Raw genomic sequence first — 18,273 nt, 5'->3', positions numbered from 1 at the left:
CTCAACCGATCCTCCCGTGTGCGCCGATGAATGCGCGCAGCGACTGCTCTATGGGGGTTTCCACCGTGGTGGTAATCAGCGGACACTCGCGCGCGGCAAAGTGCGCGGCGAGCTGTCTCTGTGCCGAGGCAAAGGCGGCGAGGTATTCGTTGCGCTGTTGTGATGCCCCAAGCTCGGTAATACCGGGCGCTTCCGGATCGCGGATTCGGAGGTCGCCATGGAACGGGAATGTCTGTTCTGCCTCCACCAGTATCTGCATTGGCAGGCAGGGTCTGCCGGCAGCGTGCAGGCGCGCGGCAAAGCGGCTGAGTTCCCCGGTGGCTTCTCCGTTCCCATTCCCGTTTGCATCGCGCTCGAAGAAGTCGCTCACCAGCACCACCTGGCAGGGCTGTTCAAATCGCGCCCACACCGGTGCCAGTTGCGTGCTGTCCGGCCAGTGGCCGGCGGCCTCGAGGGATTCCAGTTCCAGCGCAATGCGTCGGTGGTGGCCTTCGCCCTGGCCCTCGGGCACATGCCGGTTGCCGCGATCGTTCAGTGCCAGCAGGGAAAAGCGGTCGTTTTGGTTTTTCAGCAGCCAGCACAGCGTCGCAATCCAGCATTTCGCGTACTGCAACTTGGTGAGTTGCGGCTCGATGAAGCTCGGTTGCGCCATCGACGCGCTGGTATCGAGCACGATGCACACATGCATCTGACTCTCCTGTTCCGCCTCGCGCACAAAATAGCGGTCGGAGCGCGCAAACAGCTTCCAGTCTATGTACCGGATGGCATCGCCGGGCTCGTAACTGCGGTACTGCTGGAACTCGATACCGGCACCGCGGCGCTGGCTGTGTTGCATGCCCAGCAGCATGCCCTCGGCAATGTGCCGCGAAAGCCACACCAGGTCGCGGGTACTCGCCAGCGTCAGCGGATCAATCAATTGCACCGACTACTACTCCGTCAGTCCCTACCGGGTTCCGGCACGGTCTTCAGCAACTCCTGCAGCACCTGCTGCACGGTGATGCCGTCGGCCTGGGCGTGGAAGCTCAGCAGGATGCGGTGGCGCAGTACCGGCAGCAGCAGCGCCTGGATATCCGCGCGGGTAACGGCGAGGCGGCGGTGCAGGAAGGCGCGCGCCTTGGCGGCGAGAATCAGCGCCTGCCCGGCGCGGGGGCCGGCGCCCCACTTGATCCATTTGCCGAGGTTGTCTTCCCGGTTCTGAGCGCGCGTGGCGCGCACCAGTTGCGCCACATACTCATACAGGCTGTCGCTGACGGAGACCTCGCGCACCAGCGCCTGCATTTCCAGCAGTTGCGTGGCGTCGAGACAGGGCGACGGCTTTTCCCCGAAGGCCCCGGTGGTCGCACGCAGGATGGCGACCTCGTCCTGTTCATCCGGATAGTCAATATGGATATTCAGCAGGAAGCGGTCCAGCTGCGCTTCCGGCAGTGGATAGGTGCCCGCCTGTTCGATGGGGTTCTGGGTTGCCAGCACGAAGTAGGGTTTCGGCAGGGCCATGGTTTCGCCGGCAACCGTGACGGAATACTCCTGCATCGATTCCAGCAGTGCGGCCTGGGTTTTCGGCGGTGTGCGGTTAATTTCGTCCGCCAGCAGAATGTTGGTGAAAATCGGGCCGGGCTGGAATTTGAAAAAGCGTTTGCCGGTGGTGTGGTCTTCTTCGAGGATCTCGCTGCCGAGAATGTCTCCCGGCATCAGGTCCGGGGTGAACTGCACTCGCTTGAACGCCAGGCTCGATGCGTCCGCCAGGATCTTCACCAGCAGCGTTTTGCCGAGGCCCGGTACGCCCTCCAGCAATACGTGGCCGCGCGCCAGCAGGCACACCAGCATCTGCTCCACCACATCCTGCTGGCCGACAATGACCTTGCCGATTTCCCCGCGCAGTGTTTCCAGCGCGCGCTGCTGCTCTTCGATTCGGTTCTCAATGGTGTCTACTGTGTACATGGTGATTCAACTTGTAAGTGCGTAGATAACAATGTTGACGGCGAACTTGGTGTTGTCGATGGCCAGCCAGCGCTTGTTGCGGTAGTCGTAGTCCCACTCGCAGCCGAAATCCTTGTTGCTGTAGAGCACGGCGATACGGCCATTGACCACGATGGCCTTGAGGTAATCGTGCACCAGGTCATCACCCCAGCCGTTCAGCTCGAAACTGGTCACTGGCAATTCGTCAAACTGGAAAAAGCAGCGATACAGATCGTGGTCGTCCGGCAGCTTCTGCAGGCAGCCCTCGCCGAACAGTTTCGTCATCTGCGCTTCAAAGGATTTGGCAAACAGGCCGTCGATATCGTGATTGCAGTCGTCCACGAACACGAAACCGCCACGGTTCACGTAATCGCGAAAATTTTTTTCCTCTGCCGCGGTAAATTCCACCAGCTTGTGTCCGGCCAGGTAGCAGAAAGGGGCCAGCAACATGGAAGCATCGGCGAGGGGCACGATGCGTTCATTGGGGTCGACGTTGAGGTTGGTGTATTCGATCAGGGAGTTCAGCACATTCGATGGCATGCGCTGGTCCACATCCCAGTCGCCGGATTCATACATCAGGCGAGTGAAATAAAAATCGTAGGCCGGTGTTGTGTCACTCTGCGCGCGCACGGCACCCGGCAATGCGAGGCCGCCACCGGCCAGCAACAGGCGCTGGAGAAATTGTTTGCGGGTGAGTGACACGGGTACTGCTCTGAAACTTCTTAAGGGGCGGTTTTGATTTGCCAACGCCAGCAATCGCCGTGCCGGTAACGACATGGCGACTGCAGGGGCGACGATTAGCCGAGCTTGCGCTTGGTGTTGATCACATTCACACCGTCAAAGCGCGTGGTGGCACTGCCGTGGGAAACGGCACTCACCTGCGACGGCTGGCCCTTGCCGTCGAAGAAGGAGCCGCCCAGGCGGTAGTCGCGCTTGTCACAGATCTGCGAACAGGAATTCCAGAACTCCTGTGTGTTGGACTGGTAGGCGACGTCTTCCAGCATGCCGGTGATTTTACCGTTCTCGATTTCGTAGAACAGCTGGCCGCCGAACTGGAAGTTGTAGCGCTGCTGGTCGATGGAGAAGGAGCCGTCGCCCACGATATAGATGCCTTTTTCCACATCCTTGATCATGTCGTCGAGGCTCAGTTCTTCCTCGCCCGGCAGCAGCGAGACGTTGGCCATGCGCTGGAACTGCACGCTGGACCAGCTGTCCGCATAGCAACAGCCGTGCGACGCCTTCTGGTCGAGCATATGTACCTGGTCGCGGATTGCCTGGTAGTTGGTGAGCACACCGTTTTTTACCAGGTCCCAACTGCCGGTCTGTACGCCTTCGTCATCGTAGCCGACGGCGCCGAGCGAGCCTTCCTGTACCTTGTCGGCAAACAGGTTGACCTTGTCGCTGCCGTATTTGAATTTGCCACTTTTCCACTTGTCGATGGTGGCAAAGGAAGTACCGGCAAAGTTGGCTTCGTAACCGAGTACGCGGTCGAGTTCCAGCGGGTGGCCGACGGATTCGTGGATCGTGAGCCACAGGTGCGATGGGTCCAGCACCAGATCATATTTGCCGGGTGTGACCGACTTCGCAGAGAGCTTTTCCTGGGCCTGCTCGGCCGCCAGGCGCGCGTCTTCCACCATATCGTAGGAGTTGCCGTACAGCACGGTCTGTGACTGCACCTTGTCCTCGGCGCGACCATCCAGATATTCAAAGCCGCGGCCCACCGGCATACCCAGGCCCTCGCGGGTACGGAAACCGCCGTCTTTCTTGTCCACTGCGGTAACCCGGAACGGGGACCACAGGCGGTGTACGTCCTGGTCGATGTAGGAGCCATCGGTGGAGGCAAAATATTTCTGCTCGTTCACCAGATACAGCATGGAATTGACGAAGCTGGCACCGGCATCCAGTGCGGCCTTGTTCACCTCCATCAGCAGATCCACTTTTTCCGCCAGCGGGATCTGCATGGCATTTTTCTGAATCGGTGTTTTCCAGCTGACTTCGCCGTGGCCTTTCACCGGCGCCAGCTGCACCGGCTCCTGCTGGTACTTGGAGTTGGCCTTGGCGGTGGCAACGGCCTGCGCGGTAGCGCGGGCGATACCATCGCTGGTCATGTCATTGGTCGCGGAGAAACCCCAGGTGCCGTTGGCGATCACACGCACACCCATACCGATGGATTCGGTGTTCACCACGTTCTGTACTTTCATCTCGCGGGTGACCACATACTGGTTCAGGTAGCGACCAATACGCACATCCGCATAGGACGCACCGAGCTTGGTGGCGGTATTCAGAGCGGCATCCGCCAGCTCTTTTTTCACCGCGACATCCATACCGCTCTGGGTCAGCTTGCTTTCGGCAATCACGTTGCCGGAGAGGGGCAGCATAGAGGCACCGATACCGGCGCCGCTCAACTGCAGAAACTTTCTACGATCCATTATTCGATCCTCATTAGTGCTGCAGTAAATTAAACGGCGTCAGACAGGCTGCTGAAGGTGAAGTCGCGCACTTTCAGTGCGGGAATCATCGCCGGGCCACCCCACATGCTCACGCGCTCCGGGCGCCCCATGTCTTCAATATTGTTGAGCATGATCACCGGGCTCTCGTTGAAGCGGAAGTTCTTGATTGGGTACTTGATCTTGCCGTTCTCGATAAAGAAGGTTCCGTCGCGGGTCAGGCCGGTCAGCAGCAGGGATTGCGGATCCACCATGCGGATATACCATGTGCGGGTTACCAGCACGCCGCGACGGGTATTCTTGATCAGTTCTTCGGTGGACTTGTCGCCGCCAACCATGATCAGGTTGTTGGGCGCGGGAATGGCGGTGCCCTTGGACTGGGTCGCCCAGTAGCGGGTACAGGGCAGGTTTTTCACCACGCCGTCTTTTACCCAGTCGATACGCTCGAGCGCCATGTAGTCGTCATCGGACCAGGGCTGTACCGGTACATCGGTGTTTGACGGGTCGGAGTACAGGTGCACGCGCTTGTCGAACATCTTCTCGCCGATGCGGTTGCCGCCGCCTTTCTTGCTGAGGAAGCTGCGGCCTTCGTCGGCGCTGCGCGCATCGAGACTGCCCATCATAAACGCCACCAGGCCAGACACGGCGCTCGGCTCCATGATCACGGTGTACTTGCCGGGCTCCAGTGCGCGTGCTTCCTGGGAAAGCACGGCCTTGTCGATGGCGATACCGGAGCTGGAGGCGGTATTCATGTTGCCGAAATCGGTCACGTCGGCCTGCGCCCAGCCGGAACCCAGGCCATTTTCGGTGCGCATGGTGACGGTGAAATTGGCGGAAGTGGACGCGTGGTAACCGAACAGGCCATTGGTGTTGGCCACCGCGGCGAAGGAGCGCGCATCTTCCAGGTAGCCTGCAGCCACCACGTCTTTTTTCTTCGCCGCCATAATGGAGTCGGCCGCCGCCTTGGCGCGCTGATCGGGAGTAATATTGGCGGTCACCTTGGAGAAGCCGTCTACCGCGAGATATTTCTGCTCACCCAGCAGCGGCATGGACTCGGGGTTGTCAGGCGAAAGTTTCGCCAGCTCTTCTGCGCGGCGCATGACTTTTTCCAGTGACGCATCACTGAATTCGTTGATGGTGGCGATGCCGGATTTTTTGCCGAAACGCGCTTCCACCGCCAGTTCGATATCGTTGACGATGCCGCTGGTGGAAACACTATTGCGCGCATAGCGAATATTGCCGGTCTCGGCGCCGGTAAGTTGTGCGCTCGCACCTTCCGCCTTGCTGTATTTCAGGACCTTGTCGAGAATCTGCTTGGCTTCACTTCTGGATAAAATAGCCATTTTTTCTGCTCCAAAAATTTATTGTTGTTCGCTTAGCCGATCTTGCGCTTGGTGTTGATTACATTGATTTTGTCGAACCGTGTGGTGGAACAGCCGTGGGATACGGCGCTCACCTGGCTCGGTTGCCCCTTGCCATCAAAGAAGGTGCCGCCGAGGCGGTAATCGCTGCTGTCGCAGATGGCACTACAGGAATTCCAGAACTCTTGCGTGTTGGACTGATAGGCGACATCTTCCACCTGGCCAACGATCTCCCCGTCCTTGATCTCATAGAACAGCTGGCCGCCGAACTGGAAGTTGTAGCGCTGCTGGTCGATGGAATAGGAACCGCGACCGAGAATGTAGATACCTTTTTCTACATCCTTGATCATTTCTTTTGCGCTGTATTTTTCTTCGCCGGGGGCCAGGGACACGTTCGCCATGCGCTGGAACTGCACGCTTGACCAGCTATCGGCATAGCAGCAACCGTGGGATTCCTTCTGGTCGATCATGTGCACCTGGTCGCGGGTGGCCTGGTAGTTCACCAGGACGCCGTCCTTGACCAGATCCCAGCGCTTGGTTTTCACACCCTCGTCGTCGTAACCGACGGCCCCGAGGGAGCCCGGCTGAACCTTGTCGGCAAACAAGTTCACCTTGTCGCTGCCGTAGTTGAATTTGCCACTGCGCCACTTATCCAGCGTTGCAAATGACGTGCCCGCATAGTTCGCCTCGTAGCCGAGCACGCGGTCGAGTTCCAGCGGGTGGCCCACGGACTCGTGGATGGTCAGCATCAGGTGGGAGGGCTCGAGTACCAGATCGTACTTGCCGGGTTCAATGGATTTGGCGGTGAGCTTGGCACGGGCCTGCTCGGCGGCGAGCACGGCGTCCTCCGCCATGTCGTAGGAGTTTTTGTACAGCGTGGTCTGGCCGTGGATCTTGTCTTCCTCGCGGCCCTCCAGATACTCGTAACCGCGTCCGACTGGATCACTCAGACCGTTGCGGGTTTTGAACACGCCACTGTCCTTGTCGACCACCGTCACCTGCATCGGTGCCCACAGACGGTGTATATCCTGGTCAATGTAGGAGCCATCGGAAGAGGCGAAGTACTTCTGTTCGTTCACCAGATAGAGAGACGAGTTGATGAAGCTGGCGCCGGCCTTCAGTGCGCCGTTGTTGACTTCCATCAGGAAGTCGACTTTCTCGCTGATGGGCACGTCAATCGCATTTTTCTGAATCGGCGTCTGCCAGGAAACCTCGCCAACACCTTTTACGGGAGCCAGCTGCACCGGTTCGGTCTGGTATTTCGAGTTGGCCCTGGCCACGGCCACTGCCTGACGCGCCGCCCTGGCGATGCCGTCCGCGCTCAGGTCGTTGGTTGCGGCAAAGCCCCAGGTACCGTTGGCAATGACACGGATGCCGGCGCCCAACGATTCCGTGTTGACGATATTTTCGACATTGGTCTCGCGGGTGAGCACGAATTGATTCAGGTAGCGGCCAATGCGTACATCGGTGTAGGTGGCGCCGGCCTTGCGGGCGGTATTCAGAGCAACATCGGCGAGTGTTTTCTTATGGCCGACATCGATCGCGTTTCCCGCGAGCTGGGCCGCGGAAACCTGTGCGCCATAGACCGGCAGCAGTATGCCGCTGGTTCCGACACCGGCGATCTTGAGGAAATTTCTTCTCTTCATTGTCCTCCCCGGGACGCCCGGATGTTTTCCCCGCGTTGGAACCGGGTACTGGCGGGCGATAGCTTATTGTCTTGCCCGCTGGATCACAGCGGATGAACCTGAGAGCAAATCGCGCCTGCGCCCATTTGTAAAGCGGCAAGTCGTTGAGTGGAGGGCTGGTGGAGCCGAGCTGTGGGAACAGGGGATGTTGCGCACCGCGGCGGCGCGCGCTGCGGCAAACGCACGGGAATTGGGCGCTGCTCACAGGTGATTTTCGCGGTCGCTTGTCCGTTTTAGGTGAGTAAAAACGCCGCTTAAGCATGCGTTTGTGACTTTCATTTACCGCTGCGGTGCTATTTGTGGTGGTGCAAGCGTTTGTAATTGACGGCTCGTAGAAAGCGTGTGTACTTTTGTATACATCGCAAGTCAGGGATTGCCATGCTCAACAAGACACAGTCCATATCGGCGCGCCTTTCCGCGGATGATTACGCCTACCTCATGTCCATCGACCGCAACGGTGCCGTCACCCAGAGTGAAAAGGTTCGCGAACTCATTGCCATGGCCCGTGAATCCGTGGGTGTGGAGGGTTTCGCCCGCGCTTATCTCGCCGCCGGCGAAACCATGCTGCCGGTAAAAGCCAGATACAGCGATGAAAACCAGCGCAGCCTGCTGGTGGAAGCGCTGCTGGATTTCGTCACCGAAGGTGCCGCCGCAATCCAGGTGTGCGCCGATGAAGAGTTGATCGGTCCTGCACTCGAGCGCAAGGCGCTGCCAGCAGCGGAGGCGTTTATGGAAAAAATAGTGCTGATCGCGCTGCAAAGTGAACCGCGCCTGATTGAAGCGCAGGCAGCGGAAAAAATCCGGCAGCGACTGACGGATATGCTGCAGCGCTGACGCCATCAGAAATTATCAAATCAGGAAAAATTCGCTAACAACGAGAGGAAGGAAAAAAATGAAAGAAGGATTGATCAAGCGTATTTCCCGCATTATTTCCGCATCCGCCAATGCCGTGGTGGACTCGGTGGAAAATGCCACCCCGCAACTCATCATGGAGCAGGCCATCCGCGAAATCGATGACGCCATCGCCGATGTGCGCGACCAGCTCGGCAAGGCGGAAGCAGCAAAATACCTGAGCAGCAAAACCCTCAATGACGAAAATGCCCGTCACAGCGCGTTGAGTGAGCAGATTGAGGTAGCCGTGCAGCAGGGCCGCGATGACCTGGCGGAAGCGGCGATTGCCAAGCAGATGGACATCGAGGCGCAGATTCCTGTGCTGGAAAAAGCGCTTGCGGAAACCGACCGCGAAATTGCCGAGCTGAATTCGTACATCAGTGCACTGCAGGGCAAGAAGCGCGATATGCGCGAGCAGCTGCGCGATTTCATCAAGGCCAGCGAGCACGTGAGCAACGGCACCACCAGCGATCAGAGCGGCAGTAGTCGCGCGACTTCCGACAAGGTGGAGCAGGCATCCGGCGCCTTCAATCGCGTACTGGAAAATGCGGGCCTGCCCACATCCGAGTCCAGCGCCGATGCCAGCAAACTGGCCGAACTGGAAGAACTGGCGCGCTCCAATCGCATCAAGGAGCGTCTGGCGAAAATCAAAACCCAGACGGAGGCCTGATGGCGTTCCTGCTGCAAGACGGCAATCAGTTGTTCACCGGCGCGCTGGTGCTGATGTTGATGATTGCCGTACTCGAAGGCGTGATGACACTGATCGGCGTCGGTATTTCCGACATGCTCGACAATCTGCTGCCCGAGGTGGATGTGGACCTCGACGGGCCAGAAACCGAGGCCGGTGGTGTACTCACCAAACTGCTGGGTTGGTTGCGTTTCGGCGAAGTGCCCGCACTGATCCTGCTGGTGGCTTTTCTGGTTGGCTTCGGGGTGACAGGCCTGCTGATCCAGATGTTCGTGGAATCTCTGTTCGGCAAGCTGCTGCCAGGCTGGCTGCTGGCCATCCCGGTATTGCTGCTCGCGCTGCCGCAGGTGCGCTTTGTCGGCAATCTGCTGCGCAAATTCGCCGTGGGCGATGAAACGGAAGCGGTGAGCCGGCAATCGTTTATCGGCCGGGTGGCGGTGATCACCATCGGCCAGGCCGCCGCAGGCTCACCGGCAGAGGCGCGCTTCAGCGACCAGTTCGGCACCACGCACTATGTGATGGTGGAGCCGGACGCGGGAGAGACATTTTCACAGGGAGACAAGGTGTTGCTGGTGGAAGAACTCGGAGCCAAATTCCGCGTAACCCGCCCGACCAGCCAGCACCTGGTACAAAACAATTAAATTGGAGAAAGTTAAGTGATTCAGAATCTTTCCAGCATAGCGATCATGGCGGGGGCAATTCTCGTAGGCCTGATTGTTATCGGCACGATTTTCGCGCGCCTGTACACCCGCGCTTCCAAGGAGCGCTCCTTTGTGCGCACCGGTATGGGCGGACAGAAGGTCATCATGAACGGCGGCGCGCTGGTATTGCCGGTGCTGCATGAAATCATTGCGGTAAACATGAACACCCTGCGCCTCGCCGTTTCCCGCAAGGAGCATCAGGCACTGATCACCAAGGACCGTATGCGAGTGGATGTGCTGGCCGAGTTTTACCTGCGGGTTAAACCGGACAACGACGCCATTGCCAACGCCGCCCAGACCCTGGGCCTGCGCACCCTGGACCCGGATGCGCTGAAGGATATGATCGAGGGCAAGTTCGTCGACGCCCTGCGCTCGGTGGCCGCGGAAATGGAAATGGCGGAACTGCACGAGCAGCGCAGCCAGTTCGTACAGAAAGTACAGCAGGTAGTATCGGAAGACCTGCTGAAAAACGGTCTCGAACTCGAATCCGTGTCGCTGACCGGCCTCGACCAAACCCACAAGGAGTTCTTCAACCAGGACAACGTGTTCGATGCCGAAGGTCTCGCCAGCATGACCCGTTCCATCGAAGCGCGTCGCAAGGAAGTGAACGACGTCGAGCAGGAGACCCGGGTCCAGATCGAGACCAAAAACCTCGAAGCCGAGCGCCAGCGTCTGGAAATCGAAAAAGAGAAGCGCTATGCGCATCTGGAGCAGCAGCGCGAGATAGAAAACCGCGAGGCAGCCCAGAAAGCCGATATGGCGAAAGAACTTGCCGCACAGGAAAAGGCGGCACGCCAGGCGGAAATCGAAGCCCAGCGCGAAGTGGACCAGTCCCGCATTGTTGCAGAACAGGCCACGCGCCTGCTGGAAATCGAAAAGGAAAAGCGCCTGCAGGAGCAGGAAATCGAGCGCGAACGAATTCTCGAAGAGCAGCGCATCTCCAAGCAGAAGTCTCTGGAAATGGCAGAGCAGGAGCGCGCTATCGCGGTGGCCGAGAAATCCAAGGAGCAGTCCCTTGCCGACCAGCAGGCCAACGTCGCCCGCGCCGAGGCGGTAAAGGCGGAAGAGCAGGTGCGCACTGCCAAGGATGTGGAGGTCGCCGAGCGTGACAAGCGCATCGAAATCATTGAGGCGCAGAAAGAGGCCGAGCGTCAGGCCACCGCCATCAAGGTAGCGGCGGAAGCGGAAAAGGCTGCGGCCGAAGACAAGGCCGAGGCCCTGCGCCTGCAGGCATCCGCAGAGGCCGAGGCGGTGCGTATCCGTGTGGAAGCTGATCGCGAGAAGTATGCGGTGGACGCGGAGGGTCAGCGCCTGATGAACGAGGCTTTGAACAGCCTGAGTGACGCGCAGATTGCCCTCAAGCGCATCCTCAGCCTCCACGACGCGCTGCCGAATATCATTCGCGAGAGTGTGCGCCCGATGGAGAAGATCGAAGGCATGAAGATTATTTCCGTGGAAGGCCTGAATGGTATCGACGGCCGCGCCAGTGGCGGCATCCTCGACAGCGATGGCGAATCCAGGGGCCAGAGCCTGCCGGAAGCACTTGTAGGCAGCGCGCTCAAGCACCGCGCTATGGCGCCGCTGGTGGATTCACTGCTGAAAGAGGCCGGCGTAGGTGACTTCAGCAAAATGACTGAACCCCAGCTCTGATTCTTTTTTAATGTTGCCGGGCCACGCAGGTGGTCCGGCGTTCTATCCGTCTCTCATCCCATCTGTATAACGGGCACCAGCATCCTGTATCTGGTCACCAATTTTCTCTGCGACATCCTGTCCCCGGTCCTATTACTAACTAGCCCCGCCGCACAGACCTTGACATTGGTTACACGCGTAACTAAATTAGTTGCACCTGAAACCAAGGTGACCTCCGCAGCCAAAAGCCGCGTAGCAGGTCCTATAAAAATTCCTTATTAGGAGGATCACATGGCCGATTTGTTTGAGAACCCCATGGGCCTGGACGGCTTCGAGTTCGTTGAATTCACCGCGCCGGAGAAGGGCATCCTGGAAACCGTGTTCGCGGCCATGGGCTTCACCAAAGTGGCCCGTCACCGCACCAAAGACGTTGAGCTGTGGCGCCAGGGCGACATCAACTTCATCACCAACTACGAGCCAGGCAGCCACGCCGACTACTACGCCCGCGAGCACGGCCCCTCCGCCTGTGGTCTGGCTTTCCGCGTGAAGGACGCCACCTTGGCCTATAACGAGGCGCTCAAGAAGGGTGCGCAGCCGGTAAACGTGGAAACCGGCCCGATGGAACTGCGTCTGCCCGCCATCAAGGGCATCGGTGGTGCCACCCTGTACCTGATTGACCGATATAAAGAAGGCGAGACCATCTACGACATCGACTTCCACTGGCTGGAAGGTGTCGACAAGCACCCCGAAGGCTGCGGATTTCACACCCTGGATCACCTGACCCACAACGTGTACCGCGGTCGCATGGACTACTGGGCCAAGTACTACGAAGACCTGTTTAACTTCCGCGAGATTCGTTACTTCGACATCAAGGGCGAGTACACCGGCCTGCTGTCCAAGGCGATGACTGCACCGGACGGCAAGATCCGTATCCCGCTGAACGAAGAGGCGGCCGGTGGCGGCGGCCAGATCGAAGAGTTCCTGATGAAGTACAACGGCGAGGGTATCCAGCACATCGCGTTCGCCTGTGACGACCTGGTCGCCTGCTGGGACCGCCTGAAGGCGCAGGGCATGCAGTTCATGACCCCGCCGCCCGAAACTTACTACGAGATGCTGGAAGAGCGCCTGCCGGGCCACGGTGAGCCCACCGCAGAGCTGAAATCTCGCGGCATCCTGCTGGACGGCACCACCGAAGGTGGCCAGCCGCGCCTGCTGCTGCAGATCTTCTCCGCCAACATGCTGGGCCCGGTATTCTTCGAGTTCATCCAGCGCAAGGAAGATGAGGGCTTCGGTGAAGGCAACTTCAAGGCACTGTTCGAGTCCATCGAGCGCGACCAGTTGCAGCGCGGTGTGATCGGCGGCAAAGGCAAAGAAGACGCGGCCTGATCGGCAGCGCACTGGAGGCCTGCAATGGCAATTCAACGTATTCACCACGTGGCTTACCGCTGCCGTGATGCCAAAGAGACCGTCGAGTTTTATCGCGATCTCCTCGGCATGGAGTTCCAGCTCGCCATCGCCGAAGACAAGGTGCCCTCTACCGGCGCACCGGATCCCTACATGCATGTATTTCTCGATGCAGGGCAGGGCAATGTACTGGCGTTTTTCGAGCTGCCCAATTCCCCGGATATGGGCCGCGATGAAAACACCCCGCAGTGGGTGCAGCACATTGCGCTGGAAGTGGAGAGCATGGACGAGCTGCTGGCGATGAAGCAGAAGCTCGAGGATGCCGGCGTCGATGTGCTCGGCCCCACCGATCACACCATTTTCAAATCGATTTATTTCTTCGATCCCAACGGGCACCGCATCGAGCTGGCCGCGAACACCGCCAAGCCCGGCATGCACAAGGAGCTCAAGAGGGTGGCCGAAGAGATGCTGGACGAGTGGGCGCGCACCAAGAAGGCACCGCGCCACGCGGCGTGGATGCACGGCGACCAAGAATTCAAACCCTTAGATCCCTGAACACTCAGTGGGTCGTGAATTGAGCAAGAGGAAGGCACAGTGAAGTTAGCCAGCCTGAAATCCGGCCGCGACGGCCATCTTGTGGTGGTCAGTGATGACCTCGCGCGCATGGCGTCTGCGGCAGAAATTGCGCCGACGCTGCAGAATGCATTGGACAACTGGGCGGAAAAATCCGTACAGCTGGAAGCCCTGCATGCAAAACTCAACAGCGGTGAAATCGCGGGCGAAGCCTTCGATCAGGCCCAGTGCCACTCGCCGCTGCCCCGCGCCTATCACTGGGCGGACGGCAGTGCCTACGTCAACCATGTCGAGCTGGTGCGCAAGGCGCGCAATGCGGAAATGCCTGAGAGCTTCTGGACCGACCCGCTGATGTACCAGGGCGGTTCCGATACCTTCCTGGCGCCGCGCGAGCCGGTAACAATGCCGCAGAGCGAAGGCTTCGGTATCGACTTTGAAGCGGAAATTGCGGTGATTACCGACGACGTTCCCATGGGTGTTTCCCCGGAAGATGCACTTGGCTACATCCGCCTGGTGATGCTGGTGAACGACGTTTCCCTGCGCGGCCTGATTCCGAATGAACTGGCCAAGGGCTTCGGCTTCTACCAGTCCAAGCCGTCCAGCGCCTTCTCCCCGGTTTGTGTCACCCCGGCGCAACTGGGCGAGCACTGGCAGGCGGGCAAACTGCATCTGCCGCTGGTGTCCGAGCTGAACGGAGAGAAATTCGGTGAGCCGAATGCTGGCATCGACATGACCTTCCACTTCGGCCAGCTGATCGCGCACGCGGCCAAGACCCGCCCGCTGGGCGCCGGTACCATCATCGGTTCCGGTACCGTGTCCAATAAGCTCGACGGCGGCCCCGGCAAACCGGTGGCGGAAGGCGGTGTCGGTTACAGCTGTATCGCCGAGATTCGCATGATCGAAACCATCCAGGACGGCAAGCCGAGCACAGCGTTCATGCAGTTCGGTGACAAGATCGCGATCGAGATGCTGGATGAGAAAGGCCAGTCTATCTTCGGGCGCATCGAGCAAACCGTAGAGCAGGCTTAAGCGAGCTAGCAAAAAAAAGGCGCAGCGGAGAAATCCGCTGCGCCTTTTTTATTGGGTTAATGTTTAAGGATTCAAAGCGACCTTTACCAGGTTACTTTTACAAGATTGCTCTCCGCCAGCAGGGACTTCACAAACAGTGCCCGATCCCCGTGGGCATTCAGGTCAAAGTTGAGGCGAAAGCGATTCCTGGCAAGCTCGCGCCGTTCGCGACTTCCGGTTTTAAAATTCACTCGCTGCATTACCGCGAGATTACCTTCGTGTACAGTGAAGTACAGCCAGTCCCCGCGCACCTGCCAGCGGTTGGGAGAGGTGGAGGTGATCGTTGCCAGCAGTTCAGGATGTTTATTGCGGGTAACAAGCCAGGCGTTATTGCGCGCATCCACTTGAATGCAATTCTCAGGGTCTATTTCCACGATCGCGATGTAATCCTGTACCACCGGTTCCAGCGTGTCAGAGGCCAGAGAGTAGCGGTAAATAGTGGGGTTGCCTCTTTCGGTTTTGGAAAACATCAAACCGCTACCATCCCGCGACCAGTGGGGGAACCCGGCGAGGTCGGCACCACTGGTCAGGTAGACAAACTCACCGCGCGCGAGGTTGAACAGGAATACTCGTCCTTCCAGCAAGCCCGCGAGATGTTCACCCTTGGCGTCCAGCTGCAGTGATCCGAGTTCTGCGCCGGCAGGCAAGTTGAAAAGCACTCGCGCCTCGCCGAGCTTATCCATGTAGCGCACAGATGTGCCGGTGTTATCCCTGGCGACAAAATATATGCCCGCCTCATCTCGATGGAACACCGGAAAATCTTCCGCACCGGGCAGGTCGAGAATCCGCGATGCCATCAGTGGGCGATGTTCAAACGGATTGGGTTGCTCCTGAAGATCGAGGAAGTTCCCGTTGTGTTGGCGCATGAACAGGCACTGATCGCCACAGTGGAAAAATATATCGTTGATGCCGCCATCCAGTGCGGTACGGATGGTGAGTTGATTGGACTGCAGATCGAACTCCTGCATCTCACCTGAGAAGTTGGAGAGGACCAGGCTGGCGTCGTCGTCTGCCCAGGCGAATCGGTCTGCCGGTTGCAGCAGGATCCTTGTATGCAGCAGGCTGCCGGTCCCTATATCCATTATCAGCAGTTCCTGCTTACCGCGCTCAACCTCTCGCAATAGCGCCAGCATTTTTCCGCTGGCAGACTCGCGGGCAAAGAAATCACCGCGACCACGTACACTGGGTGCGGTTACCGTGATCAGCTTGCCGGAATCGAGATCAAGCTTTGAGATGCCAAATGGCAAAGCCGGATCAGCATTGTCCTTGAAATAGATGCATTTCCCATCCCGAGACCAGGCCAGAAGGTAGCGTTTGTTATCGGCGTCTACTAGCAGGGGCTGTTCATGCACTATCCCTTGGTCGGGATCGAAAGCGGCGAGGAAGTGCTGTAATTCTTCGCCGGAACTGCGCGAATAAACGATCTGCTTTCCATCCGGGGACCAGAGTGCGCTGGCGTAATCCACAGGTTCCCAGGTCAATCGCTGTACTTGGCGGGTCTGCAAGTCTTTCACATAAAGTTGCAGGTAGTCATCCTTGTTTGCGCGGTGGGAGAACACCAACCGGTTGCCTGCAGGGCTATAGTCCGGGCTAACCTCAGACCCACTCATCCTGGTAAGCAGCTCGATCTTGGGCGGACTGTCTGTGTGCGCCGCGAAAGTGAAAGCAGCGAGTGTGACCACCCCTGCCAGGACGGCGAGTCCGGCAAACGCGAATGGCCATCGGTAGCGTTGCAGTAATGTGGATTCCTGAGTGGCTGCTCGCTTCGTGCTCACGCTCGCAATGAGCGTATACCCCTTCAGGGGATCGGTGCGGATATAGCGAGGAGCCTTGGCGCTGTCCCCCAGCGCGTCGCGCAGTTTTCTGATTGTTGCCCGCAGTGCGTCGTCGCCCACTACACGATCCGACCAGATATGCGCATTGATCGTGTCCCGGCTGAGCGTCGTTCCCGCGTGCTCAACCAGCAGCTTCAGCAGGGCATTTACCTGGGGTTCGACTCTTCTGTCTTCACCCTCACTGGTCAACATTCCGCGTTGGCTATCGTATAAAAACTCGCCTACCTGATAGCTCTCTCGCACTGTGCTATGGCTCCATCTTTGATTAATTCATTGGGTCACGACTTATGACTGTATGTGAACAGTCCTCCAGGGTACCGGGTCACAAGTCGTCATGAATCTTCCTTTGTGAACGAGTAATCGTCCCTTTATTGATAGGCCATTAAAACACAGCCGCCGCGCAACATGGCGAACCGGAGCCGGTGGCAAATCAACGAAAGGGGAGACTCAATGTTCCGAAAGCTGATTAGCATATTTTCCATCGCACTCTTGGCCATCAATGGTGCACATACACAAGAGGCCCCACCGCCGAGCGGGGGAGGGTATCAACAACTCGAAAAAGAAATAGACGGGATACTGCAGCGCACCAACACACCGGGTGCAGCAGTGGCGTTATTCGAACCGGATGGCAGCGTATGGCGTTATACCCCGGGCCTGAAAGACATTGAACAAAAGGTGAGGGTAGACCCCGATACGATTTTTCGTGTCGGCTCTATTTCCAAGATGTTTGTGGGCTTGGCAACCATGAAGCTGGTGGCTTCCGGCGAGCTATCGCTGGATGACCGCCTCGCGGACCTCGCGCCGGAAGTGGAATTCGAGAATCCTTGGGAAGCGGAGCACCCGGTCCGCTTGGTGCACCTGCTCAATCACAGCACTGGCTGGGATGCACCCCATGCCCCCGAGCTAGTGGGGCTGGCAGGTGAGCCTCAATCGATCGCCGATACACTAAAGCGACATCCACACTCCCGGTATTCCCGTTGGGTTCCCGGCACGCGCAGTGCCTACAACAATACCGGGCCGCTCGTAGCGGCTTACATCATCGAAAAAATAACCGGCAAAGGGTATGAGGCATATATTGAGGAGCAGTTCTTGGGCCCCTTGGGTATGGAGCACAGCGGTTACTACTACGACGATCAATATCGCAGTAGCGCCGCATCCATGTACCGCGGCCAGAGGGAGCAGCCCTATTGGCATCTCCCCAACCGCGCGGCTGGTGGTTTGCATTCCAGTCTGCAGGACATGATCCAATTTGTCCGCTTTATGCAGCATCCAGATGGCGCAATGCTAGATGGTCACAGTGTGCGTAAGATGGAAGTCCCAACAGGCTCCAGCGCTGCCGCAGCAGGGTTGGATATCGATTGGGGGATCGGAGTTACGTCGTTTCATCATGAAGGACTGGTGTACTTAGGGCATGAGGGGGCCTTACCCGGTGCCGGCGCCTTAATCGCTTACCAGCCGGAAGGGCCACTTGGACATATCGTTCTCACCAATGGCGATGGCCCCGCCGCAGGCCAGATTCATAAACTGCTGGCCAGCTACGCGGCCGAAAACTTCCATACCACATCGCATACGGTCACTGGATCGAGTGGCGCGGTACCGTCGACAGTGGCCGGTTACTATCGGGTGATTAGTCCCATAGCGGAAAGAAACGAGATTGTGACCAGCTTGATCCCCTGGAAGGTTTCCGCTGCTGAGCGAAGCATTTTTCTGTCGCCGGTTTTGGGTGGTAAGCCACAAGGGTTGCTGTCGAGCGGCGAGGGTAAATTCTTGCAGCAAGATACTGGTCGCACGGCGCTGGTGCTCGGCCAGGATCCACTAGCTGGTTCCGTGCTCCATTACGGGCCAATGACTCTGAAGAAAATCAGCTTTGTTGAAGCAATAGGCCCCGTGATACTGCTGGCCGCCTGGCTGCTGTGCCTGTTACTGGGAGTCGTATACCTGATTTTCTGGCTGCCGCGCCAGCTCGTTGGGCGTGGCCTGGCAAAGGCGGACGTACAGCTTCGCAGCTGGCCAATGTTCACGGTGGCGGGGCTGC

General features: G+C 58.5%; 15 protein-coding genes (1 of these 15 only partly in view). 8 read left to right on the top strand and 7 right to left on the bottom strand.

What is annotated here, in order from left to right; genetic code table 11:
* Position 1: 1 nt before the first annotated feature.
* The 6 genes from R5R33_RS09135 to R5R33_RS09110 form a co-directional block, all read right to left on the bottom strand.
* The gene (locus R5R33_RS09135) at positions 2–922 is read right to left on the bottom strand and encodes a DUF58 domain-containing protein (protein WP_318952391.1); all 921 of its coding nucleotides are present in this window, start codon (positions 920–922) and stop codon (positions 2–4) included.
* A gap of 14 nt (positions 923–936) precedes the next feature.
* Entirely contained in the window at positions 937–1,938 is a 1,002-nt protein-coding gene (locus R5R33_RS09130) for an AAA family ATPase (RefSeq protein WP_318952390.1), read from the bottom strand.
* A 6-nt stretch (positions 1,939–1,944) separates the two neighbouring features.
* On the bottom strand, positions 1,945–2,658 hold the full coding sequence (locus R5R33_RS09125; protein WP_318952389.1) for a DUF4159 domain-containing protein: 714 nt from the start codon (positions 2,656–2,658) through the stop codon (positions 1,945–1,947).
* A 95-nt stretch (positions 2,659–2,753) separates the two neighbouring features.
* Entirely contained in the window at positions 2,754–4,385 is a 1,632-nt protein-coding gene (locus tag R5R33_RS09120) for a TldD/PmbA family protein (protein ID WP_318952388.1), read from the bottom strand.
* Positions 4,386–4,414: 29 nt separating this feature from the next.
* On the bottom strand, positions 4,415–5,746 hold the full coding sequence (locus R5R33_RS09115) for a TldD/PmbA family protein (RefSeq protein ID WP_318952387.1): 1,332 nt from the start codon (positions 5,744–5,746) through the stop codon (positions 4,415–4,417).
* A 32-nt stretch (positions 5,747–5,778) separates the two neighbouring features.
* Complete coding sequence (locus R5R33_RS09110) at positions 5,779–7,410, bottom strand: TldD/PmbA family protein (RefSeq protein WP_318952386.1); 1,632 nt, start codon at positions 7,408–7,410, stop codon at positions 5,779–5,781.
* A gap of 417 nt (positions 7,411–7,827) precedes the next feature.
* Between R5R33_RS09110 and R5R33_RS09105 the strand changes: the two genes are divergently transcribed.
* From R5R33_RS09105 to R5R33_RS09075, 7 genes are all read left to right on the top strand, one after another.
* The gene (locus R5R33_RS09105) at positions 7,828–8,283 is read left to right on the top strand and encodes a hypothetical protein (protein ID WP_318952385.1); all 456 of its coding nucleotides are present in this window, start codon (positions 7,828–7,830) and stop codon (positions 8,281–8,283) included.
* Positions 8,284–8,341: 58 nt separating this feature from the next.
* The gene (locus R5R33_RS09100; RefSeq protein ID WP_318952384.1) at positions 8,342–9,010 is read left to right on the top strand and encodes a PspA/IM30 family protein; all 669 of its coding nucleotides are present in this window, start codon (positions 8,342–8,344) and stop codon (positions 9,008–9,010) included.
* Positions 9,010–9,669 (top strand): YqiJ family protein, encoded by a 660-nt coding sequence (locus R5R33_RS09095; RefSeq protein ID WP_318952383.1) that lies wholly within the window; start codon positions 9,010–9,012, stop codon positions 9,667–9,669. Before R5R33_RS09100 ends, R5R33_RS09095 begins: the two co-directional genes overlap by 1 nt.
* A 15-nt stretch (positions 9,670–9,684) precedes the next feature.
* A complete protein-coding gene (locus R5R33_RS09090) occupies positions 9,685–11,379 on the top strand; it encodes a flotillin family protein (RefSeq protein ID WP_318952382.1) in 1,695 nt (564 codons plus the stop codon).
* A 270-nt stretch (positions 11,380–11,649) separates the two neighbouring features.
* On the top strand, positions 11,650–12,744 hold the full coding sequence (gene hppD / locus R5R33_RS09085) for a 4-hydroxyphenylpyruvate dioxygenase (RefSeq protein ID WP_318952381.1): 1,095 nt from the start codon (positions 11,650–11,652) through the stop codon (positions 12,742–12,744).
* A 24-nt stretch (positions 12,745–12,768) separates the two neighbouring features.
* Positions 12,769–13,317, top strand: a complete 549-nt coding sequence (locus tag R5R33_RS09080) for a VOC family protein (RefSeq protein ID WP_318952380.1) — start codon at positions 12,769–12,771, stop codon at positions 13,315–13,317.
* 39 nt (positions 13,318–13,356) lie between these two features.
* Positions 13,357–14,364 (top strand): fumarylacetoacetate hydrolase family protein, encoded by a 1,008-nt coding sequence (locus R5R33_RS09075; protein ID WP_318952379.1) that lies wholly within the window; start codon positions 13,357–13,359, stop codon positions 14,362–14,364.
* Positions 14,365–14,447: 83 nt separating this feature from the next.
* On the opposite strand, the gene R5R33_RS09070 is transcribed toward R5R33_RS09075, so the two are convergent.
* Entirely contained in the window at positions 14,448–16,430 is a 1,983-nt protein-coding gene (locus tag R5R33_RS09070) for a winged helix-turn-helix domain-containing protein (RefSeq protein WP_318952378.1), read from the bottom strand.
* 258 nt (positions 16,431–16,688) lie between these two features.
* Here R5R33_RS09070 and R5R33_RS09065 point away from each other — a divergent pair, with 258 nt between their 5' ends.
* A protein-coding gene (locus R5R33_RS09065; RefSeq protein WP_318952377.1) for a serine hydrolase crosses the window boundary here: on the top strand, positions 16,689–18,273 show its 5' portion. The gene runs 272 nt beyond the window's last position; the window shows 1,585 of its 1,857 coding nt (coding positions 1–1,585); its start codon is at positions 16,689–16,691; its stop codon lies beyond the right edge, outside the window.

The organism is Microbulbifer pacificus, assembly GCF_033723955.1.
GTDB lineage: Bacteria > Pseudomonadota > Gammaproteobacteria > Pseudomonadales > Cellvibrionaceae > Microbulbifer > Microbulbifer pacificus.
Note: the sequence above shows the minus strand (reverse complement) of the source record. Positions and strands in the feature narration are given on the sequence as shown.